The organism is Arthrobacter sp. NPDC058097 (assembly GCF_042884885.1).
Classification (GTDB): domain Bacteria; phylum Actinomycetota; class Actinomycetes; order Actinomycetales; family Micrococcaceae; genus Arthrobacter.
The window spans coordinates 64183-85880 of record NZ_JBHVSZ010000014.1 but is presented as its reverse complement, the minus strand read 5'-3'; the positions used below and the strand labels follow the sequence as shown (position 1 = coordinate 85880).

General features: G+C 66.2%; 20 protein-coding genes and 1 tRNA gene. 15 read left to right on the top strand and 6 right to left on the bottom strand.

From position 1 onward, the window contains the following. The first annotated feature begins 29 nt into the window (after positions 1-29). Complete coding sequence (locus tag ACFVTE_RS20985) at positions 30-968, top strand: aldo/keto reductase (RefSeq protein ID WP_387103901.1); 939 nt, start codon at positions 30-32, stop codon at positions 966-968. A gap of 21 nt (positions 969-989) precedes the next feature. Here ACFVTE_RS20985 and ACFVTE_RS20980 read toward each other — a convergent pair whose 3' ends face one another. After that, the gene (locus tag ACFVTE_RS20980) at positions 990-1253 is read right to left on the bottom strand and encodes a hypothetical protein (protein ID WP_387103899.1); all 264 of its coding nucleotides are present in this window, start codon (positions 1251-1253) and stop codon (positions 990-992) included. Between the two features lie 39 nt (positions 1254-1292). Here ACFVTE_RS20980 and ACFVTE_RS20975 point away from each other — a divergent pair, with 39 nt between their 5' ends. Continuing rightward, entirely contained in the window at positions 1293-1526 is a 234-nt protein-coding gene (locus ACFVTE_RS20975; protein ID WP_387103896.1) for a DUF5703 family protein, read from the top strand. Between the two features lie 61 nt (positions 1527-1587). Here the strand turns inward: ACFVTE_RS20975 and ACFVTE_RS20970 are convergent, their stop codons facing one another. Both ACFVTE_RS20970 and ACFVTE_RS20965 read right to left on the bottom strand, forming a co-directional pair. Beyond that, on the bottom strand, positions 1588-2748 hold the full coding sequence (locus ACFVTE_RS20970) for an acyl-CoA dehydrogenase family protein (RefSeq protein WP_387103893.1): 1161 nt from the start codon (positions 2746-2748) through the stop codon (positions 1588-1590). A gap of 8 nt (positions 2749-2756) precedes the next feature. Then, entirely contained in the window at positions 2757-4061 is a 1305-nt protein-coding gene (locus tag ACFVTE_RS20965; protein ID WP_387103892.1) for a M20/M25/M40 family metallo-hydrolase, read from the bottom strand. Between the two features lie 193 nt (positions 4062-4254). Between ACFVTE_RS20965 and ACFVTE_RS20960 the strand changes: the two genes are divergently transcribed. The 8 genes from ACFVTE_RS20960 to ACFVTE_RS20925 all read left to right on the top strand — a co-directional run bounded on the left by ACFVTE_RS20960 (position 4255) and on the right by ACFVTE_RS20925 (position 14971). Next, positions 4255-4337: transfer RNA gene (locus tag ACFVTE_RS20960), tRNA-Leu, on the top strand. A gap of 167 nt (positions 4338-4504) precedes the next feature. Continuing rightward, positions 4505-4633: a hypothetical protein gene (locus ACFVTE_RS20955; protein WP_387103890.1), complete on the top strand. Its 129-nt coding sequence runs from the start codon at positions 4505-4507 to the stop codon at positions 4631-4633. A gap of 55 nt (positions 4634-4688) precedes the next feature. Next, on the top strand, positions 4689-5075 hold the full coding sequence (locus ACFVTE_RS20950) for a DUF3311 domain-containing protein (RefSeq protein WP_387103887.1): 387 nt from the start codon (positions 4689-4691) through the stop codon (positions 5073-5075). Further along, positions 5072-6742 carry a sodium:solute symporter gene (locus ACFVTE_RS20945; protein ID WP_387103883.1) on the top strand — a complete coding sequence of 557 codons (1671 nt, stop codon included), beginning with the start codon at positions 5072-5074 and terminating at the stop codon, positions 6740-6742. The genes ACFVTE_RS20950 and ACFVTE_RS20945 overlap by 4 nt, the downstream gene beginning before the upstream one ends. 31 nt (positions 6743-6773) lie before the next feature. Then, on the top strand, positions 6774-7892 hold the full coding sequence (locus tag ACFVTE_RS20940) for an aminotransferase class V-fold PLP-dependent enzyme (protein ID WP_387103880.1): 1119 nt from the start codon (positions 6774-6776) through the stop codon (positions 7890-7892). A 316-nt stretch (positions 7893-8208) separates the two neighbouring features. Continuing rightward, a complete protein-coding gene (locus tag ACFVTE_RS20935) occupies positions 8209-11364 on the top strand; it encodes an efflux RND transporter permease subunit (protein WP_387103877.1) in 3156 nt (1051 codons plus the stop codon). A 15-nt stretch (positions 11365-11379) separates the two neighbouring features. Beyond that, positions 11380-11835 carry a hypothetical protein gene (locus ACFVTE_RS20930; protein ID WP_387103875.1) on the top strand — a complete coding sequence of 152 codons (456 nt, stop codon included), beginning with the start codon at positions 11380-11382 and terminating at the stop codon, positions 11833-11835. 1 nt (position 11836) lies between these two features. Continuing rightward, positions 11837-14971 (top strand): efflux RND transporter permease subunit, encoded by a 3135-nt coding sequence (locus ACFVTE_RS20925; protein WP_387103872.1) that lies wholly within the window; start codon positions 11837-11839, stop codon positions 14969-14971. 75 nt (positions 14972-15046) lie between these two features. Here ACFVTE_RS20925 and ACFVTE_RS20920 read toward each other — a convergent pair whose 3' ends face one another. After that, positions 15047-15502, bottom strand: coding sequence for a cyclase (locus ACFVTE_RS20920; RefSeq protein ID WP_387103870.1), 456 nt, complete (start codon positions 15500-15502; stop codon positions 15047-15049). 134 nt (positions 15503-15636) lie between these two features. On the opposite strand from ACFVTE_RS20920, the gene ACFVTE_RS20915 reads away from it, so the two are divergent. The 4 genes from ACFVTE_RS20915 (at position 15637) to ACFVTE_RS20900 (ending at position 20475) form a co-directional block, all read left to right on the top strand. Further along, positions 15637-16545: a LysR family transcriptional regulator gene (locus ACFVTE_RS20915; protein WP_387103868.1), complete on the top strand. Its 909-nt coding sequence runs from the start codon at positions 15637-15639 to the stop codon at positions 16543-16545. A 115-nt stretch (positions 16546-16660) separates the two neighbouring features. After that, on the top strand, positions 16661-17758 hold the full coding sequence (locus tag ACFVTE_RS20910; protein WP_387103866.1) for a tartrate dehydrogenase: 1098 nt from the start codon (positions 16661-16663) through the stop codon (positions 17756-17758). 94 nt (positions 17759-17852) lie between these two features. After that, complete coding sequence (dctA, locus tag ACFVTE_RS20905) at positions 17853-19313, top strand: C4-dicarboxylate transporter DctA (RefSeq protein ID WP_387103863.1); 1461 nt, start codon at positions 17853-17855, stop codon at positions 19311-19313. Between the two features lies 1 nt (position 19314). After that, entirely contained in the window at positions 19315-20475 is a 1161-nt protein-coding gene (locus ACFVTE_RS20900) for a glycerate kinase (RefSeq protein ID WP_387103861.1), read from the top strand. 98 nt (positions 20476-20573) lie between these two features. On the opposite strand, the gene ACFVTE_RS20895 is transcribed toward ACFVTE_RS20900, so the two are convergent. Both ACFVTE_RS20895 and ACFVTE_RS20890 read right to left on the bottom strand, forming a co-directional pair. Beyond that, positions 20574-20771: a hypothetical protein gene (locus ACFVTE_RS20895; protein WP_306923678.1), complete on the bottom strand. Its 198-nt coding sequence runs from the start codon at positions 20769-20771 to the stop codon at positions 20574-20576. Positions 20772-20884: 113 nt separating this feature from the next. Next, positions 20885-21349 (bottom strand): GatB/YqeY domain-containing protein, encoded by a 465-nt coding sequence (locus ACFVTE_RS20890; protein WP_387103858.1) that lies wholly within the window; start codon positions 21347-21349, stop codon positions 20885-20887. Between the two features lie 175 nt (positions 21350-21524). Between ACFVTE_RS20890 and ACFVTE_RS20885 the strand changes: the two genes are divergently transcribed. After that, positions 21525-21683, top strand: a complete 159-nt coding sequence (locus ACFVTE_RS20885) for a hypothetical protein (protein WP_387103856.1) — start codon at positions 21525-21527, stop codon at positions 21681-21683. The last annotated feature ends 15 nt before the right edge of the window (positions 21684-21698 follow it).

Below are 21698 nucleotides of genomic sequence, written 5' to 3'. Positions count from 1 at the left end.
GCAGGTGGTTTCCCCGTAAGCTAGCTGCTATGCAGCAGCGTTACATCGGCAACAGCGGGCTCCGCGCCTCCTCCCTCTCCCTGGGCACCATGTCCTGGTCCCGTGAAACGGACGAACAGGATGCCTCGGAGCTGCTGCGCACTTTCGTGGATGCCGGCGGAACGCTCGTGGACACCGCGGCCTCCTATGCGGACGGCCAGGCCGAGGCCATGCTCGGGTCGATGCTGGGCGACGTCGTCTCCCGTACGGAAGTGGTCATCTCCACCAAAGCCGGGGTGTCGCCGTCGGACGGGCGGCAGCGCGTGGACGCATCACGGAATGCCATGCTGTCCGGGCTGGATGCCAGCCTGGCGCGGCTCGGCACCGACTACGTGGACCTCTGGCTCGCCCAGGCGTGGGACCCCAACGTCCCGCTCGAGGAGACGCTGTCCGCCCTCGACTTCGCCGTCCGCAGCGGACGGGCCCGCTACGCGGGAATCGCCAACTACAACGGCTGGCAGACCGCCAAGGCCGCCGCCATCGCTGGATTCCCGCTCGTGGCCAACCAGTCCGAGTACTCACTGCTTCGCCGCAGGCCCGAGACGGAGCTGGTGCCGGCCATCGAGGATGCCGGCCTGGGGCTGATGGCGTGGGCACCGCTGGGCCGCGGCGTCCTCACCGGCAAGTACCGCGGTCATGTGCCCGCCGACTCCAGGGCCGCCGGCACGCGGCTGGCCAATTACGTGGAACCGTACCTTGAGCAGCCCTCGTCGCAGGTGGTCGAGGCTGTTGCCATGGCGGCGCGCGGACTGGGCCGTTCATCGCTGGATGTGGCGCTCAGCTGGCTGCTGTCGCAGCACGGAGTGGCCACCGCCATCGTGGGTGCGCGCACACCGGTCCAGCTCAAGGAAATCCTGGACGCCCAGCTCACGCCGCTGCCGGCGGAAATTGCACGTGCGCTCGAGGATGTCTCCAGCAGCCTGGTCTAGGGCTACTCCTCGACGCTAGGACTACTCCTCGACGATTTCGAGATCCTCGTCGTCGACTTCGCCCTCTTCCTCTTCGTCTTCCTCGTCATCGAAAACCTGGAGCGGCGTCACTTCGTTGTAGGCCTCATAGAGGGCGTCCTCATAGACTTCGAAGGCATCGGCAACTGCAAAGAATGCCGCCTCCACTGAGGGGTCACCATCCCCGCGGCGGGCCGAGGCGGCTGCAAGGTGTTCTTCCAAAGCGGCAGTCAAGGACTGAAGCGCGACACGCGGATCGATGCTCATGCCTTCACGTTAGCGGGAAAAGGACGAAAATGGAGAGCAATGAAGGAACATTTTCTGACCAGCTCGGTCCTGCGGGAACGGGACTATGCACGGCAATACGAGTACCTCGTATTGACCGTCGGTCCTGAGGATTCCCTGCCCGAAGCCCGGCGCCGGCTCGTGGAACATTCCGAGTACGGCAAGTGGGAACTCGAGCGCAGCAGGCTGTACCTGGGCGGCGGCAGGCGCTTCTGGCTTCGCCGCCGGGTCACGCAGGTGCAGCGCACCGTCTAGGCCGCTCCGGCCCTCCGGGCGCGCACCGCGATGGTGCGCGCCCGCTTCATGCTGCCTGCGGTTAGTCTTCGAGCGGGCCCAGCCAGGCATTGGCCACCGTGTTGTGGGCCGACTCGTCGTCGGAAGGATGGAACATGCCGGCCAGGACGTCCCGGTACAGGCGCTCCAGTTCGGAACCGCGGAAGTAGCTGGAGCCGCCGGCGACCCGGATGGCCAGGTCCACCACCGTGCGCGCCGTTTCCGTTGCCCGGACCTTGACGCCCACGAGCCTGGGAAACCACTGGCTGCCGTGGTCCGCCAAACGGTCCACGTCGCCGGCCACCACCGATAGCTGCGGGTAAAGCGCATCCATGGCGAGGGCTGCCTCGGCCACCTTCCACCGGATATCGGGGTCCTGCGCAAGGCTCCGGCCGCCGCTCTTGAATGAAGTCCGGCGCCGGGCGGCCTCCACGGCAAGCACGAGGGCCCGCTCGCCGATGCCCGCATAGACACCGGCCAGCAGCGTCTCGAAGCACGCGAAGATCGCGAAGATCAGCGGATCCGCGTTGGGACCCACCGGAAGCTTTCGGAAGATGCGGCCGGGCGGCACAACTGCACCGTCCAGGATGGTGGTGTTGGACTGGCTGGCGCGCATGCCCAGCGTGTTCCAGTCCTCAAGGATCCGGTAGCCCGCCGTGTCCCGGCCGATGAACCCGTGTACCAGTTCACCTTCACCGTCGCGTGCGGCAAGGTCCTTGCCGAAGATGCCGAGGCGCGTCCAGGCAGGTGAGAGGCTCGTGAAGATCTTGGTGCCCGTGAACGAGTACCCGCCGTCCGGCAGTGGCCTTGCCTCCGTCAGTGAATCGAACAGAACCGAGTCGTTGCCGGCCTCCGAGTTGCCGAACGCGAAGATCTCCCCCGCCGCGGCCTCCTGCAGCACGAAGCCCAGGGACGAATCGCCCCGTTCGCCGAGGACCCGCGCCACCCCTGTCCAGACCAGGTGCATGTTGACGGCCAGCGCGGTGGCGGGAGCCGCCGTCGCCAGCCGCTGCTGGCAGCGGACCGCAGCCTCCAGGCCAAGGCCCGCCCCGCCGTCGGACGCCGGCACGAAAAGCTTGAGGTACCCGGCGGCGGCGAGTTCCTCAAGATCTTCCGTGAAAAAGCGGTTCTGCTGGTCGTACTCCGCAGCCCGGCCGCGGATCCGTTCGAGCAGGCTGTCAGGCAGCAGCTGTTCCGGTTCCACCGCGACCCTCAGTAGTTGGTCAGCAGCGTGTTCAGGACGCGGGCGCCGAACTTCAGGGATTCCGCCGGGACCCGTTCGTCGACTCCGTGGAACATGCCCGTGAAGTCGAGGTCGTCCGGCAGCTGCAGGGGCGCGAAGCCGTAGCCGGTGATGCCGAGCTTGGAGAGTGACTTGTTGTCGGTGCCGCCGGACAGGGTGTACGGGAGAACCTTCGCGCCCGGGTCTTCGGAGTGCAGCGCGTCGATCATCGAGTCGACCAGGTTGCCGGCGAACGGCACCTCCAGGGAAACATCGTTGTGCACGTAGCTGACGTCGACGCCGCTGCCCGCCAGCTCCTTGACGATCTCCAGGACCTGGTCCTGCTGGCCCGGGAGGGTCCGGCAGTCCACGAGGGCCTCGGCGGACTCGGGGATGACGTTGTGCTTGTAGCCGCCGCCCAGCAGCGTCGGGTTGGACGTGTTCTGCAGGGTGGCACCCACGAAGCGGGCCACCGTGCCCAGTTCCTTCAGCAGCAGCTCCGGGTTGTCGGGATCGAATTCGACGCCGGTCAGTTCCGTCACGCCGTCCAGGAACTGGCGCGTGGTGGCGGTCAGCTCGATGGGCCACTGGTACTCACCGATGCGGGTCACGGCGCCGGCGAGGCGGGTGATGGCATTGTCGGTGTTGATCTGCGAGCCGTGGCCCGCGCGGCCGTGCGCCACGAGCCGCAGCCAGGAGATGCCCTTTTCCGCCGTCTGCAGCAGGTAGGCGCGCTGGCCGCCGATGGTCGTCGAAAAGCCGCCCACTTCCGAAATGGCCTCGGTGGCACCCTCGAACAGCTCGGGCCGGTGCTTCACCGCGTACTGGGCGCCGTGCACGCCGCCGGCCTCCTCGTCGGCAAAGAACGCGAAGACGATGTCGCGCTTGGGTTTGCGCCCCGTGCGGGCGAAGTTGCGCAGCACGGACAGGATCATGGCATCCATGTCCTTCATGTCCACCGCGCCGCGGCCCCAGATCAGTCCGTCCTTGAGTTCGCCGCTAAACGGGTCCACGGACCACTGTTCACGGAGGGCGGGCACCACGTCCAGGTGGCCGTGGACCACGAGGGCGCTGGCGGAGGGGTCCTCGCCCGCCATGCGGGTGACCACGCTGGCCCGGCCTGGCTCCGATTCGAAGATTTCCGCGTCCAGCCCCACCTCGCTGATCAGGCCTGCGGTGTATTCGGCCGCCGCGCGTTCGCCGGGACCCGAGCCATCCCCGTAGTTGGATGAATCGATGCGGATGAGCTCCTGGCAGATGGTGACGACTTCATCCTCTGGCCGGATCTGTGTCATTGATCACTCCTTATTGCGGGGGAAACGCGAATTCTTGCGGGTTATGGCGGTTTTCGCCTGCCGGAACACCCGGGTTCAGCCTACCCAGTCGACTCGATTCCATCTTTCCGGAAAGTTCGTGTTAGAGTTTTTCTCGCTGCTTCGGAGAGAAGCGAACCGCTGAAAGGCGGAGTGAGACCTCCGAAATCCACCTGCGCGGGTGGCGGAATGGCAGACGCGCTAGCTTGAGGTGCTAGTCCTCGAAAGGGGGTGGGGGTTCAAGTCCCCCTCCGCGCACAGAGGGAAAACCCCGGGAATCCAATGGATTCCCGGGGTTTTTTCGTTTCTCGCTGAACGGCGGCAATGTGCCCCACGCCTAAACCCGCACCTGGGCCCGGCAGAGCCTCCCCGGGCAGGGCATCGGCGTTGGCTCCGGGAAAAACCGCCGGGAAAACACACTGGAGATGACCAAGAAAGACCGGCGCGTTACCGACTGTTACGCCATGTCCACGCTCTTCCCGGGCGCCGCTGACGGGCGTACAAAGGAACTGGAGGGCAACATTTGTAACCTCCGCCTCACCGCTCTCCGGTGACCCGATGTCCGGGCCGCCCGGAGTCCGGGAGACGGGCTGACAAGGAGGTCGCCGGGTGTCCCATCAAGATCGTCCTGACCCGAAGCAGCGTCCCGTCCACGGGGCTCCCCCGGACGCCGGGCTGCCTACCCGCAACACGGCAACCCGTGGCCGGGCCCGGCGCGGGCGGTATGTCATCGCCGGCGTACTGCTTTCCGCGGCCATCCTGCTCCCGCTCATGCCGCAGACCTACTCCTTTTATGCGCCGACGCTGGGCGGCATGCCGTTCTTCTACTGGTACCAGCTGCTCTGGGTTCCCATGTCCGCCGCCTTGAGCGGCGTGGCGTACTGGCTGGTGAACACGGAGGACCGACGACGGCGGGCAGCAGCCCGCGCGGGTGCTGCCGACCCCGACGGCGATGCCGCGGACGGCCACTCACTGGATGGGGATGAGCGGCCATGAACGGGCGCGAGATCAACTGGATCGCCCTCATCATCGTGGTGCTGCTCTTTGTCGTCGTTGCCGTCATGGGCTTCCTGGCCGCCCGGTGGCGCCGGACGGCAGAGAGCGAGGGACTGCACAGCCTCGACGAATGTTGGCGGACGCGGCTTCGGGACATGGATCACGTGGTTCCTGCTGGGCGGCGACCTCTACACCGCCTACACGTTCGTTGCTGTTCCGGCCGCCATGTGGGCCACGGGTGCCGTCAGCGCTTCTTCGCGGTCCCGTACACAATCGTTCTCTATCCGATCATCTTCATCATCATGAGCCGGCTGTGGTCGGTGTCCCACCGGCACGGCTACGTCACCTCGGCGGACTTCGTGGGCGGACGCTACGGGAGCCGGTGGCTGTCCCTCGCCATCGCCGTCACGGGCATTGTGGCCACCATGCCGTACATCGCCCTTCAGCTCGTGGGCATCAAGGCGGTCCTCACCGTACTTGGCCTGGGCAGGTCCGAGAACGTGCTGCTCACAGACCTGCCGCTCATCCTGGCGTTCGTCGTGCTGGCCGCCTACACCTACACTTCGGGGTTGCGGGCGCCGGCGATGATCGCCGTCGTCAAGGACCTGCTCATCTATCTGGCGGTGATCGTGGCGGTCATCTACCTGCCGATCAAGTTCGGCGGGTGGGACGCGATCTTCGGGGCGGCGAAGACGAAGCTGGACACCGTGAACGAAGCGACGGGGAAGCCCAGCGGGGTGTTCATTCCGTCGAGCGCGAACTACTCGGCCTACTGGACGCTTGCGCTCGGATCGGCCATGGCTCTGTTCATGTACCCGCACTCCATCACCGGCGTGCTCGCGTCCAAGGGCCGCAACACGATCCGGCGCAACGCCGCGATTTTGCCGCTGTACTCCCTGATGCTCGGCTTCCTCGCACTGCTGGGCTTCGTGGCCATTAAGGCAGGCACCAAGCCCATCGACCTGAACGGGTCGGTCAACCCCCAGCTTGTGGTGCCGCAGCTGTTCCTGGACCACTTCCCCGCCTGGTTCGCAGGGGTGGCCCTTGCTGCCATCGCCATCGGGGCGCTGGTGCCGGCAGCGATCATGTCCATTGCGGCAGCGAACATGTTTACCCGCAACGTCTACCGGGACTTCCTCCGGCCCGAAGTCGACCCCAAGACCGAGGCCAAGGTCTCCAAGATTGTCTCGCTCGTGGTGAAGGTGGGCGCGCTGATTTTCGTCATCGCCATGGACCAGTCCGCGGCCATCAACATGCAGCTGCTCGGCGGAATCTGGATTCTGCAGACCTTCCCGGCCGTCGTGGCAGGCCTCTACACGCGGTGGTTTGACCGCTGGGCGCTGCTGGCCGGCTGGGCCGTGGGCATCGCCTTCGGCACCGCCTCGGCGTACAACGTCATCAATCCCGTCACGCACGCACACTTCGGCGGCTCCATTGCTCCCGTCCCCGGGACCGGCTTCACCGTGTATATCGCCGTGTCCGCGTTCGTGCTTAACCTGCTGGTCGCCGTCGTACTCACGCTGGTGCTGCGCGCGCTGAAGGTGCCCCAGGGGGAGGACAAGACGCGGCGGTCTGACTACGGCGCCGATGAAACCGACCCGAAGGTTGCCGAGATTGAGCGGACACAGCGCTTCGTGGAACCGGGAGGGCCGTCACCTGTGGCGTAGCTGAACAGTAGTGACTTTGAAGGTACACGCAATGAACATCGGCGACATCCGCGGGCTTTTCCCCGGGCTCCAGGACACCATCTACCTGAACACTGCCACCATGTGTGTCGGCTGCGCGCCCGCCAGGGAGGCCTACCAACTGGCCCTCGAGCGCTGGTCAGCAGGGCGGTTCGACTGGATGGAAGCAGAGCAGGCCGGGGAGGACGCCCGCGGCATGTTCGCGGCGATCGTCGGTGCCGCAGCCGCAGACATTGCCATCGTCCCCGCCGTCAGCACGGCGGCGGGGATTGTGGCCGCCAATCTGCCGCCCGCCGGAAGCGGGGAGAACGTCGTGGTATCCGGGAACGAATTCGCGTCGAACTACTACCCGTGGCTCCTGCTTCGGGAGCGCGGTTACGACGTGCGGGCTGTCGCCGCGCAAGGGGATGTGGTGCCGGCCGAAGCGCTCAGCCGGGCGGCCGACGGCGGAACCCGGCTGATTGCCGTCAGCGCCGTGCACCCCGTCACCGGATTCCGGGCGGATCTCGCCTCCATCAGCCGAATAGCGGCCGGCTCGGGCGCCTGGTTTTTCGTCGACGCGTGCCAGGCCGCCGGTGCCGTTCCCCTGGACGTGGTGCGCGACGGCGTCGACTTCCTCGCTGCTGCAAGCCACAAGTTTCTGCTCGGCTCGCGGGGCATGGGCTACCTCTACGTCCGCCCCGGGCTGATCGACCGTGTTCACCCCGTTGTGCCGGGCTGGAAGGCTGCCCGGCTGCCGCTGGAAAGCTTCCTTGGTCCGGACATGGACCTGTCACCGACGGCGTCGAAACTGGACGCTTCGCTGGCCTGGTTTCCCGCCCTGGCCGACCAGGCGGCGCTTGCTGTCCTGCACCGGTTCGGTCTCGGCTCGGTCCTCGAACGCAACGCGCGGCTTGCCCTCCATCTGCGGAGCGCGCTGGAGGCGGAGGGCGTCAGCTTCCGCTCCTTCCCCGAACCGCACGGGTCCACCATCATCGCCGTTCCGGTGGACGATCCGGACGCCGTCATGGCCCGGCTGCGCCACGCGAACGTGGTTGTGTCCGTCCGGGCCGGCACGATCCGGCTGGCGGTCCATTTCTACAATCTCGAGGAGGAGCTGGTCCGGGTCGCAGGGCTCATTGCGGGCCGCTGAGGGAGGACTCCCGCGGAAGAAGGTTGCCCAAGGCATTGACGTGTCCCCTGCCTGGGACCATCATTCTGCTAGACGTTTGGGGGGCGCTATGGCAAACGCAATGGAGCCGCGCCGTGAGCACTTATTTTGCTGATGAAACGTTATACCCCGTTCACCTCAGCGTAGATCTGAACGTGAACCGGCATGCAGTACTTTCTGAAACGCCCAAACCCGCTGAACTGCCCGGCCAACACCGACATCGCCGTCGGCCCGGCCGGCCCCCCGGCCTTTCGTGCAACGCGGAGCCTACCGCGCGCAGGCTGGCGGTGCATCGGCCATGATGGGGGCGGTTTTGGGCTGGGTCCTGCAGTTCAGGATCCTTGTCCTGGTAGTTGCTGCGGGCGTCCTCGGGTACGGCTTCACCGCGCTGCCCAGCATGCCGGTTGACGCCTTCCCCGAGTTCGCACCGCCGCAGGTCGAGATACAGACCGAGGCCCTGGGTCTCTCCGCTGCCGAAGTCGAACAGCTCGTCACGTCCCCCATGGAGGCCGACCTGCTGAACGGCGTCGCATGGGTGGAGGCGATCCGTTCGAAGTCGCTTCCCGGCCTGTCCTCCATCCAGCTGGTCTTCCAGCCGGGGACGGACATGTTCCGGGCACGCCAGCTCGTCGCCGAGCGTCTGACGCAGGCGAGGGCGCTTCCCAACGTGTCTGCCGCACCTGTGCTCATGCAGCCGCTGTCCTCCACCAGCCGGGTGATGATGGTCAGGCTCACGTCGAAGGACATGTCGCCCATTGACATGTCCGTGCTGGCGCGGTGGACCATGAAGCCCGCCCTCTTGGCCGTTCCCGGCGTCGCGAACATTTCCATCTGGGGCCAGCGCGACCAGCAGCTGCAGGTGCTCGTGGACCCCAAGCAGCTGGAGGCCAAGGGCGTCACCCTGGACCAGGTCATCAGGACAACCGGCAACTCCGTGTGGGTGTCGCCGCTGAGCTACCTTGAGGCTTCGACGCCGGGCACGGGCGGCTTCCTGGAGACGGGGCACCAGCGGCTGGGAGTCCAGCACGTCCTGCCCATCACCACTCCCGAGGACCTCGGCAAAGTCAGCCTCCAGGGCACCTCCAGCAAACTGCTCCTTGGCGACGTCGCCCAGGTCCAGACGGATCATCAGCCGTTGATCGGTGATGCGCAGCCCGGCCAGGACGCCGAGCTGCTGCTGGTGATTGAGAAGTTCCCGGAAACCAACACCGCGGATGTGACGCGTGGGCTTGACGAGACCCTGCGCGGACTCCAGCCCGGGCTGCCGGGGGTTACCGTCGACACCAGCGTGTACCGGCAGGAGTCGTTTGTCGAACAGGAAATGGGCGGCCTGGGTGTCGCGCTGCTCGTGTCGCTGCTGCTGGTGGCTGTGGCGTTTGGATTGATCTTCCGGTCCTGGCGCAGCGCACTCATCAGCCTGATCAGCATTCCGCTCTCCCTCATTGCGGCGGCCCTGCTGCTGACCCTGCGCGGGACCGGGCTGAACACCATGGTCTTCGCCGGCATGATCCTCGCCCTGAGCGTCATCATCGGGGATGTGGCGGAAGACCTGAACTGTGCCGCCAGGGCATACCGGGCATCCACAGGAACGGACTCTGGGGATTCGAGGGCCGCCCTGCTCGCGGGTGCGCTACGGCCGGTCCGCACGTCGCTGTTCTACGCGCTGCTGATCATGGCGCTGAGCGTGCTCCCCTTGCTTTTCGTGCCCGGCGAGAACGGCGCCATGTTCGCGCCCCTCGTACTCGCCTACCTGCTCGCCCTGGCGGTCGCCATGGTCGTGGGGCTCACCGTGACGGCGGCCCTTGCGTTCTTCCTGCCGCCGGCATCCGCGGGCCCGGGCCGCGAGCGCCAGGTCATGCAGCGCCTCCGCCTCCGTTATGGGCGGACGCTGTCCCGCCGGCCCGGCAGGCCCGCGCTGGTCCTCGCCGCCGCGGCGGTCATGGCGCTGGCAACGCTGGCCCTGGCGCCGCAGCTGGTCCCCAACCACCCGGTGGTGCCGGTGCTGGCAGACAACACGCTGGTGGTCCAGTGGAGTGCCGCCCCGGGCACCTCCGACCAGGAGATGGTGCGGATCACCGATGCCGCCGCCCGCGAGCTGCGCGCCGTGCAGGGCGTCTCCAATGTGGCCGCCGAGGTTGGCCGGGCCGTAACGTCCGACCAGGTGGGCGACATCAGCTCCGGGGAGCTGTGGGTGGGCGTGGCAAAGGATGCCTCGTACTCCAGCACCCTTGAGGACGTACAAAGGGTCGTTGCCGGGTACCCGGGGTTGAGCGCAACGGTCTCCACCTACCCGCAACAGAAAATCGACCAGATCCGGGCCGCTGCTGACTCCGGCTTCGGCGTCAGGGTCTACGGCGTGGACATGGCGACCCTGCGGGCCAAGGCCGAAGAAGTTCGGCAGGTTCTCGCGCACACGGCCGGTGTGGTGAATCCCCGCGTCGATGCCCCCGTCGAGCAGCCCACCGTCCAGGTCAAGGTGGACCTGGCGAAAGCCCAAAAGGCCGGCGTCATCCCGGGCGATGTCCGTCGCGCAGCCGCTGCGCTGCTGCAGGGCATCGAAGTGGGCAACGTGTACGAGCAGCAGAAGGTCTTCTCCGTGGTGGTCAAGGGAACGCCCGCAACCCGGAACAGCCTCACGAGCGTCCGTGAGCTGCTGATTGACACCCCGCAGGGCGGGCACGTCCGTCTTGGCGACGTTGCCGAGGTCAGCATCGTTCCAAACGATGCTGTCATTCTGCATGACGACACCTCCCGCCGCGTGGACGTAATGGCAGACATCCAGGGCCGCGGGCTGGCTGATGTGCAGCAGGATATCGAAAGGGGCCTGCAGCAGATCCAGTTCCCGGTGGCGTACCACGCGGAGATCCTCACCCGGTTCGCGCAGCAGCAATCCGCCTTCCAGTGGCTGTGGCTGCTTGCAGGCGTCGCTGCCTTCGGCATCCTGGTGCTGCTGCAGACAGCGCTGGGCGGTTGGCGGCTGGCAGCCGCCGTCTTCCTCGGCCTGATCGCGTCCCTGTCAGGCGCCGTCATTGCCGCCCTGGCCGACGGCGGAGCCAACTACCTGGCGGCGTTTGTCGCGTTCTCTGCCGTCCTGGGCATCGCAGTCCGCGGCTCCTTGCTGCTCGCCGGCGAGGTCAGGGCCCTCCGGGCCAGCGACAGCGAAGCCGCGGGGCCCGCCCTCGTGGTCCGCGCCGCGCGCGACAGGCTCAAGCCGACCCTCGCAACGGTGGTGACCACCGCCGTCGCCCTTCTCCCGCTCGTTCTCCTGGGCGGTGTGACAGGCACTGAGGTCATCCAGCCGATCGCCATCATCATCTGGGGCGGCCTGCTGACGACCACCCTCTTCGTACTGTTCGTGCTTCCCGCCATCCTGCTTCGCTTCGAACGCAGCCGGGCAGGGACGCGGACGGCAACGACGCAAGCAGAAGTCGCTGAAGCCCGGTCGGGCGCCTGAAAGCCGGAATGCATCATGACAACGACCTCGCCGCGGGTGCGCGGCCTGATGGTTCTTATCGTCCTGGGTCTCCTCACGCCGGCACTGCCGGCCTGCAGCCAGCACCCGACAGAGACTCCGGCCGCCGGCGATGCGGCCGCGAGTCTTGAGGAGGTGCCCGGGACCGACCTGAAGCGGATCACACTCAACGAACACGCCGCCGGGAACATCGGCATCCAGACCTCGACGACGAAACGGGATCCCAAGAGTGGAAAACTTACCGTCCCCTACCTGGCGATCCTCTACGACAGCGAAGGGAAAACCTGGGTCTATACGATTGCCGGTCCGCGGGTTTACGTCCGCCAGTCCATCGCCGTGGAGCGTATTGACGGCGACCTGGCCACCCTCAGCGACGGTCCGGCCCCCGGCACAACTGTGGTCACCCTGGGGGCGGAAGAGCTGTTCGGCGCTGAACTGGACGTAGCGAGTTGACATGCGGTGGCTAGTAGGAATCAGCCTCAGGTTCAGGACGATTGTTGTTGCCCTCGCCTGCGTGGTGATGCTGCTGGGATCCGTCCAGCTCAGTAAGGCATCCCTGGATGTTTTCCCGGAGTTCGCGCCCCCGCAGGTCGAAATCCAGACCGCGTGCCTGGGACTGACCGCCCAGGAGGTGGAGGAACTTGTCTCCGTGCCGATCGAGGCATCCCTTTCCGGCATGCCCGGCCTGGATGAGCTGAGGTCAAAATCCGTGCCACAGCTGTCCTCGATCATCCTGATCTTCAAGCAGGGCACAGACCTGCTCAACGCACGGCAGCAGGTTTCGGAGCGGATGGCCGCCGTGACGGCGGCCCTGCCGACGTGGGCCGCGCCCCCGGTGATGCTGCAGCCGCTGTCTTCGACCAGCCGCGTCATGAAAATCGGGATGACGTCGTCCAAGCGGTCCATGATCGAGATGTCCATGCTGTCCTACTGGACTATCCGGGCCCGGCTGCTGCGGGTACCGGGCGTGGCCAATGTCGCCATCTGGGGTGAACGGCTCCAGATGCTGCAGGTGCAGGTCCAGCCTGAGCGGCTCAAAGCCAAGAACGTCTCGCTCAACCAGGTCATGGAGGTAACGGCCGGGGCGGTGGACGCCGGGCTGCTGCAGTACTCCCCCGGGAAGTTCATCGGCACCGGCGGCTTCGTGGGGAGCCCGAACCAGCGGATGAGCATCCGTCACGTCCAGCCCATCACGAGCCCCGCGGACCTGGCCCGGGTGACCATCCGCGAAGACCACGGCACAGCCCTGCACCTGGGCGATGTGGCGCGGGTGGTCGAGGACCATCAGCCGCTGATCGGTGACGCGGTCATCAACAACGGCCACGGACTGATGCTTATTGTCGAGAAGCTCCCCTGGGGCAACACGCTCGACGTGACCAAGGGCGTTGAGGAGGCCCTGCATGAACTCCAGCCGGGCCTGAGCGGCATCACGTTCGACACCACCATCTTCCGGCCGGCGAGCTTCATCGAGGAGGCCATCTCCAACCTCAGCCTCGCACTCCTGCTGGGCTGCCTGCTGGTGGTCATGATCCTGAGTGCGTTCCTGTTCCAGTGGCGGACCGCACTGATCAGCCTGATCGCCATTCCACTCTCCCTCCTCACCGCCATCATGGTGCTGTACCTCACCGGCGGTTCGGTCAACACGATGATTCTGGCCGGGCTGGTCATTGCGGTGGGGGTGGTTGTCGACGACGCGATCATCGACGTCGAAAACATCATGCGCCGCCTGCGGCAGCACCGCAGCCGCGGCGGTGGCGAGTCGACGGCGTCCGTGGTGTTGAAAGCCTCCCTGGAAATGCGCAGCCCGATCGTTTACGCCACGTTGATCATCGTGGTTGCCGCCTTGCCCATCTTTTTCCTGGACGGGCTCACGGGAGTGTTCTTCAGACCCCTTGCCGTCTCCTACACACTGGCGGTCCTTGCCTCGATGCTCGTGGCGCTTACCGTGACGCCTGCCCTTGCCCTGATCCTGCTGGCCAGGGCAAAGCTGGAACAACTCGACCCGCCGCTGGTCCGGGTGCTCAAACGCGGGTACCACGCGGTCCTGTCCCGCATCATGAACCGGCCGCGCTATGGCTATGCCGGCTTCGGGGCTCTTGCGCTGGTCGGCCTGGCGATCGCCCCGCTGCTCGGGCAGTCGCTGTTCCCCACGTTCAAGGAACGCGACTTCCTGATGCACTGGGTATCGGAACCCGGCACGTCGGCAGCGGAGGAGTACCGCATCGCCCAGCGCGGCTGCGCGGCGTTCCTCAAGGTGCCCGGCGTCCTTAACTGCGGAACGCACATCGGCCAGGCCTTCCAGGCGGACGAAATCGTTGGTGTGAATGCCGGTGAACACTGGATCAGCATCGACCGCCACGCGAACTACGAGCAGACAGTTGCCGCCGTCCAGGAAGTCGTGGACGGCTACCCCGGCCTGCACCGCGACGTGCAGACGTATCTGAAGGAAAGGATTGAAGAGGTCCTGACGGGTGCCAGCGAACCCATCCTGGTCCGGGTTTACGGCGACGACCTCAACGTACTGCGCGAGCAGGCCCAGCGGGTCAAGCAAGTCCTCAGCGACGTGAAGGGGACCGATGATCCCCACATTTCCCTGGAAGTTGACGTCCCGCAGATCACGGTCAAGGTTAACCTTGCCGCGGCGGAGAAGTACGGCCTCAAGCCAGGGGACGTGCGGCGCGCTGCCGCGACGCTGGTGGCCGGTGAAGAGGTGGGCGACGTCTTCCGCGACGGCCGGGCCTACGACGTCCAGGTCTGGAGCACCCCCGAGACGCGGGCAAGCGTCACCACCATCCAGGAGCTGCCCATCGATACGCCAAGCGGGAAACGCGTGCGCCTAGCGGACGTGGCCAACGTCAGCGTCCAGCCCACCCCGAACCTCATCGACCGCACGAACGGTTCACGCAGGGTAGAGGTGGGATCCTTCATCGACGCCGGGGCGGACCTCGGCCGCGTTGTGACGGAGCTGCAGGAACGCCTGGAGTCGCTGGATCTGCCTGCCGGCTACAGCGTCCAGCTCCTGGGCGAATACACGGAGCGGCAGGCTGCCACAGAGAGACTCACGATATTCGCTGTTGCAGCGCTGATCCTGATTCTCGTGCTCCTGCAGGCATCGTTCCGCAGCTGGCGCCTGGCCATCCTGGCCCTCCTGACACTGCCCATCGCTCTCGTGGGAGGGGTCCTGGCCGCATACTTCACCGGCGGGGTCCTGTCGCTTGGCTCGCTCGTTGGGTTCCTGACGGTCATGGGCATCGCAGCACGGAACGGCATCCTGCTCATCAGCCACTGCCAGCACCTGGAAAGGATTGAGGGGGTTCCGTTCAGCGGCTCGCTCGTGCTGCGGGGTGCCGGTGAACGGCTGTCACCAATCCTGATGACTACCCTGGCTACCGGGCTTGCCCTGGTGCCGCTGGTCATCATGGGGGATGTTCCCGGCCATGAGATTGAATACCCGATGGCCGTGGTCATTCTTGGCGGACTCCTGACCTCCACGCTGCTCAACCTGTTCATAGTGCCGTCGCTGTATCTGCGGTTCGCCCAGTCGAGGAAATCCCGGAAGGCGGCAGAACCGGCGCTCGCAGTTCAATAAGCCTCGCAGTTCAATAAGCAGGGTTCAGCAGGAACAGTCCAGTACACGGACTCCTGCGCCTGACCGCCGGGAGCATCACTCAGCCCGTGATCCCGCGGTCAGGTGCAGGTTGCGAATCTCGATGAGCTGGCGGAGATAGCGTGCCAGGAAGAGTTTCTCCGCCAGGCGCCCCAGGGGTCCGAACGGCGCCGCGAAGTCGATCCGGTCCACCATGACGGTTCCGGACGGGTCTGCCCTGAATTCGTGGACGTGGCGAAAGCGAAGGAACGGGCCCCGGACCTGTTCATCGACGAAGTAGTGGGGTGCCTGCATTTCCGTAATCCGGCTCGTCATGCGGATCGGCAGCCCGAAGTGCCAGGCCCGCCAGGTCACCTCCTGCCCCAGCGAGATCAGCCCGGACGTGACGCCTCCAACGGCTTCCTCCCGGGACCGGGCCATCGAGTCCTTGTGCGCGTCGATGCTTCGGGAGAGGTCAAACAGCTCGGTCATGCCGAGGGTTGTCCGCGTGGTGCTTTCGAAGGTGACGGCCATGTTCAGAGTATGCCAGCCCGCGGCCGCTGATAGGCGTAAGCTATCAGGGCTCCGGAAGGCAGCTTCCACCCCAGGACGGGCTGCGGGGGCCAGGTCCGGCGCAACCAGCAAAGCGGACCGGAAAAGGAGCCAGCTTGGACACCCGGAAGCTGAAGTATTTCCTTGCGGTAGTTGACCACGACGGCTTCAACCGCGCGGCCGAGCACCTGCTCATCGCCCAGCCGTCCCTGTCACAGACCATTGCCAGCCTGGAGAAGGAACTGGGTGTGCCGCTGTTCCACCGGATCGGGCGCCGGGCAGTCCTCAGCGAGGCCGGAAAGGAACTCGTAGGCCCCGCCCGGCTGGTGATGCGCGACCTGGACGCCGCCCGGTCCGCCGTGCAGGCACTGCGCGGCCTGCGCAGCGGCCGCCTGGACATCATTACCATGCCCTCCCCGGGCATCGAGCCTCTGACGTCCATGACCGCGGCGTTCACCGGACTGCACCCGGAGGTCCGCCTCAACGTCAGCGCCGCCTTCACGCCGGAGGAGGTCATCGAATCTGTCCGCAGCGGCAGCACCGAGATCGGCCTGGCCGGCTCCTCCAGCCCCATCCGTGTCCCGGGAGTCAACGTCCTGGACCTGGAGCGCCAGCCGCTGATCCTTATCGTCAACCCGCAGGCGGACTCATTCCCGGCTGGAAGCACCATCCAGCGGGAGGACCTGGACGGGCACCGGCTGATCGCCAGCCAGCGCGGATCACTGATGCGCTGGCTCGTGGACGACGCACTGGCCCACGGCGTCAAGGCCGAAATCGTCATCGAGGTCGCACACCGGACCTCGATCCTGCCCCTGGTACTGGCCGGCGTCGGGCACGCCGTCATGCCGTCGTCCTGGGCGCCCACCGCTCACAAGGCCGGCCTTCGCACTCTGCAGATCGAACCCGTCTCCCACCTGGACGTGGCAATCCTGAGCCGGAAGGACGGCCTGACACCTGCCGCCCGAGCCTTCCTCGAGGTCGCCGAACGGCACGTGGCCTACGGGCATGCAGGCACCGACTCATAGGCTGGACCTATCTGCCGAATCGAATCTTGGTCTTGGACGCATTCAACCGGCGTGGCCTCTACTTGAAGAGGAAGGCAGTGTGACCCTGCCAACACACTCAACGAGGAGGAACGCAATGAGCGCCACCCAGACATTCAGCATCGCTTCAATCCCCGCAGACGGCGTCGGCAAGGAAGTCGTTTCGGCCGGCCGCCGCGTCCTGGACGCGCTGGCCGCGAACTCCGACGGCAAATTCGCCTTCGAATGGACCGAATTCCCGTGGGGCTGCGGTTACTTCGAAAAGACCGGCCAGATGATGGACCCCAAGGGCCTGGACACCCTCAAGGACTTCGACGCCATCTACTTCGGCGCCGTCGGCTGGGAAAATGTCCCGGACCACATCAGCCTGTGGGGCCTGCGCCTGAACATCACCCAGAACTTCGACCAGTGGGCCAACATCCGGCCGGTCAAGTTCCTCCCCGGCATCCAGTCCCCGCTCCGCAAGGCCGACAACACCGAGCTCGACTGGGTGGTTGTCCGCGAGAACAGCGAAGGCGAATACGCGGGCCTGGGCGGACGCAACCTCAGCGGCCGCGGCCCGGGCAACGAGGTCGCCCTGCAGACTGCACTGTTCACCGAAAAGGGCTGCGAACGCATCATGCGGTTCGCCTTCGACCTCGCCCGGACCCGCACCGTGAAGAAGGTCTCCTCGGTGACCAAGTCCAACGCACAGCAGTACGGCATGGTCCTTTGGGACGAAACCTTCAAGCGCGTGGCCCTGGACTACCCCGACGTGCAGACCGAAAGCGTCCTGGTGGACGCCATGAGCGCCAAGTTCATCCTCAAGCCCGAGGACCTGTCCGTCGTCGTCGCGTCCAACCTGAACGCCGACATCCTGTCCGACCTCGGCTCGGCCCTGGCGGGCAGCCTCGGCCTGGCCGCGAGCGCCAACCTGAACCCCGAGCGCCGCTTCCCCAGCATGTTCGAACCCGTCCACGGCTCAGCGCCCGACATCGCCGGCCAGGGCATCAGCAACCCCATCGGCGCGATCGCCAGCGCAGCCCTGATGCTTGACCACTTCGGCCTGCACGAGGAGGCGCGCCGCGTTGAAGCAGCCATCGAACAGACCACCGGCTCCGGGCACCTGACCCGCGACGTCGGCGGCGTATCCACCACGGACGACGTCACCGAAGCAATCATCGCGGCGCTGACCCACTCGTTTGCGGCCGTCTAGCGCTGCTCTCGTACAACGTACGACGGCGGCCAGTCGGCCGCTGTCGTTCGCTCCCTAACTTTCTCCAAAGATATTCCACAACGAGGTAGGAATCATGGACCACACCACCACCGCCGGCCAGGCAACGCCGGCCCGCAAGACACCCTGGTACAGGCAGCTGTACTTCTGGGTGCTGACAGCCATTGTGTTCGGCATTTTGCTCGGCTGGCTGGCCCCGGCCGCCGGCATCGCCATGGAACCCATCGGCACCACCTTCGTCAACGCGATGAAGATGCTCATCGGCCCGATCGTGTTCCTGACCATCGTGGGCGGCATCGCCAGCGTCGCCGACCTGAAAAAGGTGGGGATGACCGGCCTGAAGGCACTCACCTACTTCCAGATCGGCACGATCTGCGCCATGGCCTTCGGCCTGGTGGCCATCAACATCTTCCGCCTCGGAGACGGTGTCAACGCCGACGCCAGCACCATCAAGACCTCCGAATCCGCGGCAAAGCTCATCGACGCCGGCCAGCACCAGGAGTGGTGGCAGTTCCTCACGCACATCATTCCCAACAGCATCGCGGCGCCCTTCGTTGAGGGCGACATCCTGCAGATCATATTCATCGCCGTCGTCTTCGGCATCGCCCTGAACGCCATGGGCAAGGTGGGCGCGCCTGTCCTCGACGGTGTGCAGCGCCTCACCGCGGTCATGTTCAAGATCCTGGGCTTCATCATGAAGGCCGCCCCCATCGGCGCCTTCGGAGCGATGGCTTATGCCGTGGGCAAGTTCGGTGTCTCGTCCCTCACCAGCATGGGCGGCCTCATTGCCCTCTTCTACGCCACCTCGATCCTCTTCGTGGTGATCGTGCTCGGCTCGATCATGGCTTTCCTGAAGCTGAACATCTTCACGATGATCCGCCACCTCAAGGAGGAATACATGCTCATCCTGGGCACCTCCACCGCGGAGCCGGCGCTGCCCGGACTGATCAGCAAGCTTGAGCATGCCGGCGTGAAGAAGGAAACCGTGGGCCTCGTTGTCCCCACCGGGTACAGCTTCAACCTCGACGGTGCTGCGATCTACCTCTCCCTGGCCGCGCTCTACATCGCCCAGGCCACCAACACGAACCTCACCATCGGCCAGCAGCTGGGCCTGCTCGCCGTGATGCTGCTGACCTCCAAGGGTGCGGCCGGCGTGGCAGGCGGCGGCTTCATTGCCCTGACGGCCACGCTGACCACGCTCGGCACCATCCCCGCCGCCGGCATCATGCTCATCTTCGGGATCGACAAGTTCATGTCCGAGTGCCGTGCCCTGGTGAATTTCACCGGCAACGCCGTTGCCACGCTCTTCATCGCCTGGTGGGACCGCACCCTGGACGCCGACCGCGCACGCCGGGTCTTCGCCGGGGAAACTGTTGAGCCCATGCCCGCCGAGGATCCCGTCCATGCCGACGGCGTCACCCACATCGACGAGGACCCGACCGAGTACGGCCACCACGCAGCCCGGCCCGAAGATGCGAAACACCGCACGCCGGACACCGCCCATGACCGCAGCCCCGCCTATTCGGAATCCGTCTGACATGCACAACGCCACCGTTCCGGCTCCTGTGCGGGCCCTGATCGCACCCGACAAGTTCAAAGGCAGCCTTACCGCGGCTGAGGTGGCCGCCGCCCTGGCCGCAGGGCTCCGCTCGGCGGCTGACGTGGCCGGCAGGGCCGGCGCGGTGCACTGCGAACTGCTTCCGCTGGCCGACGGCGGGGACGGCAGTGTGGAGGCCGCCGTCACGTCCGGTTTTACCCGCCACAGCGTCACCGTGGCCGGTCCCGCCGGCCGGCCCGTCCGGGCGGACATCGCGTTCGACGGCGCCACAGCGGTGGTCGAGGTGGCCAACACCTGTGGCCTCGCACTCCTGCCGGCCGGCGAGCTGGACCCGCTGAATGCCTCCAGCCGCGGCTTCGGCGAAGCGGTCCTGTTCGCCCTTGGCCTCAAGCCCGCCCGGGTGGTCCTCGCATTGGGCGGCAGTGCCAGCACGGACGGCGGCATGGGCATGCTGTCCGCGCTGGGCTACCGCTTCCGTGACGCTGCCGGACATGAGCTCAACGGCACCGGCGAAGCCCTGGGCCGGATCCGGTCCATCGAGCGGACCACCATTCCGGGGTTGGCCGGCGTCGAGCTCGTCATGGCCAGCGATGTGCACAATCCGCTGCTTGGCCCCCAGGGGGCCCCCGCCGTCTTCGGGCCGCAGAAGGGTGCGGGGCGGGGGGAAATCGCGGTCCTCGAGAACGGGCTGAATCACTTGGTGGGCACGCTGTCGGAGGCCGGCAACCCCGACGCCGGGAGGCTGGCGGAACACGCCGGAGCCGGCAGCGCGGGCGGACTCGGCTTCGCCTGCCTGCTCCTGGGGGCGGTGCAGGTGTCAGGTGCGGACTACTTCCTGGACCTGCTGGACTTCAACACCCGCAAGGACAGCTGCGACGTCGTTATCACCGGCGAGGGCAGCATCGACGAACAGACCCTGGCCGGCAAACTCCCTGCCGCCGTCGCCCGGCGTTCGGGCGGCCGGCCGATCATCGCGGTGGCAGGCAGGTCCCTTCTCCAGAAGGAGCGCTGGGCCGAGATGTCATTGAGCCGGGTCTACACGCTGGCGGAGTACACGGACCGCAACTCTGCCAGGGATCCCGGGCTGTCTACCGCCCTGCTGCGCCGGATCGGTCAGGACATAGCGGCAGGCCTCCTGTAGCAGGCTGCGGTACGAGCAGGGCTCAAAAGGGCAGAAGGCAGAAGGAACAGGAGCCGAAAAGAAAGGCCCCGCACCGGCGGGGCCTTTCTTTGCTGTGCCTACGCGTTCTCGCGGATGCGGTCAGGCTCACGGTCAGCGGTTTCCTCCAGCCGGGCGAGGTAGGCCCACATCCTGCTTTCCTCTGCCTGCACCTGGGGTTCAGGGGTCTCGGCCGGCCTTGCTTCCGGACGTCCCTCGGCCTCCTTCGCCGCTTCCTTCCTGTAATTCCGCCATCCCTCACACGATGAATAGCACATCACCGACCTCCTAACAGTTGGTGTACCTTAATCGTCCTCCCATCGCCGGACAGTGTCGATTGAAGGATGGTGTCGATTGAGGGACAGTGGCGACCGGCAGGAAATTGAGCTGCTCACGCGAGCCGCTGGCGGACGATGTCGCTCACGGCCTTTCCGTCGAATCGGCCGGCCACCCGGGCTGCCACCGGCTTCATGACAGCGCCCATGTGCCGCACCGAAAGCTCTGTGCCGTCCGCCCGCAGACCCTCGATCACCTCGTCCACGATGCTTTCCACCTCGGCGGCGGAGAGCGCCTTCGGGAGGTAAGCCTCAATCACCTCGGCTTCGGCGACTTCCGCTGCTGCCCGTTCCGGTTCCCCGGCCTCGGTGTAGATGCGGGCGGTGTCCCGCCGTTTCGCAGCCTCCTTCTGCAGCAGGGCGGTCACCTGCTCGTCGTCCAGCTCCACCGGCGTCTTGCCGGACTTCTCCCGGGTCTCGATCTCGCCCAGGACGCTGCGCACGGTGCCCAGGGCTACCTTGTTGTGCTCCTTCAGATGTGCAACGACGTCCCCGTGGAGACGTTCCTTCAGCGTGGTCATGATGTCCTTCTCTCGGGATCAGTGTGTACCTCAATCGTGGACCCGGCCGGACTGCACTGCCAGAACCCAGCAAAGTGTTGGTACCCGCACTGTCCGGGCCCCACGGTGCCCCGGATCAGCTTTTTGCCGCGTGTCCTTCTCCGCTGCCGGCCGCTTTCGCACATATGTTCTATGTATGGAAGAGGAACAACCCGGTGAACTTGCGGGGCAGATGTCAATCAATGAGCTCCTTGTCGCGATGGGCGAAGCCCCCGTGGTGAGCATGCTGGATCTGGTGGTTCCCGACGACGCGTCGTCCCTGACGGAGGATCCCCCCACGCTGCCCGGCCTGTGAACCGGGCCCGAAAGG

What these genes read in the sequence shown, in the direction of transcription:
- ACFVTE_RS20985 (WP_387103901.1), top strand. Translation starts at nt 30, where the DNA reads ATGCAGCAGCGTTACATCGGCAACAGCGGGCTCCGCGCCTCCTCCCTC.
- ACFVTE_RS20980 (WP_387103899.1), bottom strand. Translation starts at nt 1,253, where the DNA reads ATGAGCATCGATCCGCGTGTCGCGCTTCAGTCCTTGACTGCCGCTTTG.
- ACFVTE_RS20975 (WP_387103896.1), top strand. Translation starts at nt 1,293, where the DNA reads ATGAAGGAACATTTTCTGACCAGCTCGGTCCTGCGGGAACGGGACTAT.
- ACFVTE_RS20965 (WP_387103892.1), bottom strand. Translation starts at nt 4,061, where the DNA reads ATGACACAGATCCGGCCAGAGGATGAAGTCGTCACCATCTGCCAGGAG.
- ACFVTE_RS20955 (WP_387103890.1), top strand. Translation starts at nt 4,505, where the DNA reads ATGACCAAGAAAGACCGGCGCGTTACCGACTGTTACGCCATGTCCACG.
- ACFVTE_RS20945 (WP_387103883.1), top strand. Translation starts at nt 5,072, where the DNA reads ATGAACGGGCGCGAGATCAACTGGATCGCCCTCATCATCGTGGTGCTG.
- ACFVTE_RS20940 (WP_387103880.1), top strand. Translation starts at nt 6,774, where the DNA reads ATGAACATCGGCGACATCCGCGGGCTTTTCCCCGGGCTCCAGGACACC.
- ACFVTE_RS20935 (WP_387103877.1), top strand. Translation starts at nt 8,209, where the DNA reads ATGATGGGGGCGGTTTTGGGCTGGGTCCTGCAGTTCAGGATCCTTGTC.
- ACFVTE_RS20930 (WP_387103875.1), top strand. Translation starts at nt 11,380, where the DNA reads ATGACAACGACCTCGCCGCGGGTGCGCGGCCTGATGGTTCTTATCGTC.
- ACFVTE_RS20925 (WP_387103872.1), top strand. Translation starts at nt 11,837, where the DNA reads ATGCGGTGGCTAGTAGGAATCAGCCTCAGGTTCAGGACGATTGTTGTT.
- ACFVTE_RS20920 (WP_387103870.1), bottom strand. Translation starts at nt 15,502, where the DNA reads ATGGCCGTCACCTTCGAAAGCACCACGCGGACAACCCTCGGCATGACC.
- ACFVTE_RS20910 (WP_387103866.1), top strand. Translation starts at nt 16,661, where the DNA reads ATGAGCGCCACCCAGACATTCAGCATCGCTTCAATCCCCGCAGACGGC.
- dctA (WP_387103863.1), top strand. Translation starts at nt 17,853, where the DNA reads ATGGACCACACCACCACCGCCGGCCAGGCAACGCCGGCCCGCAAGACA.
- ACFVTE_RS20900 (WP_387103861.1), top strand. Translation starts at nt 19,315, where the DNA reads ATGCACAACGCCACCGTTCCGGCTCCTGTGCGGGCCCTGATCGCACCC.
- ACFVTE_RS20895 (WP_306923678.1), bottom strand. Translation starts at nt 20,771, where the DNA reads ATGTGCTATTCATCGTGTGAGGGATGGCGGAATTACAGGAAGGAAGCG.
- ACFVTE_RS20890 (WP_387103858.1), bottom strand. Translation starts at nt 21,349, where the DNA reads ATGACCACGCTGAAGGAACGTCTCCACGGGGACGTCGTTGCACATCTG.
- ACFVTE_RS20885 (WP_387103856.1), top strand. Translation starts at nt 21,525, where the DNA reads ATGGAAGAGGAACAACCCGGTGAACTTGCGGGGCAGATGTCAATCAAT.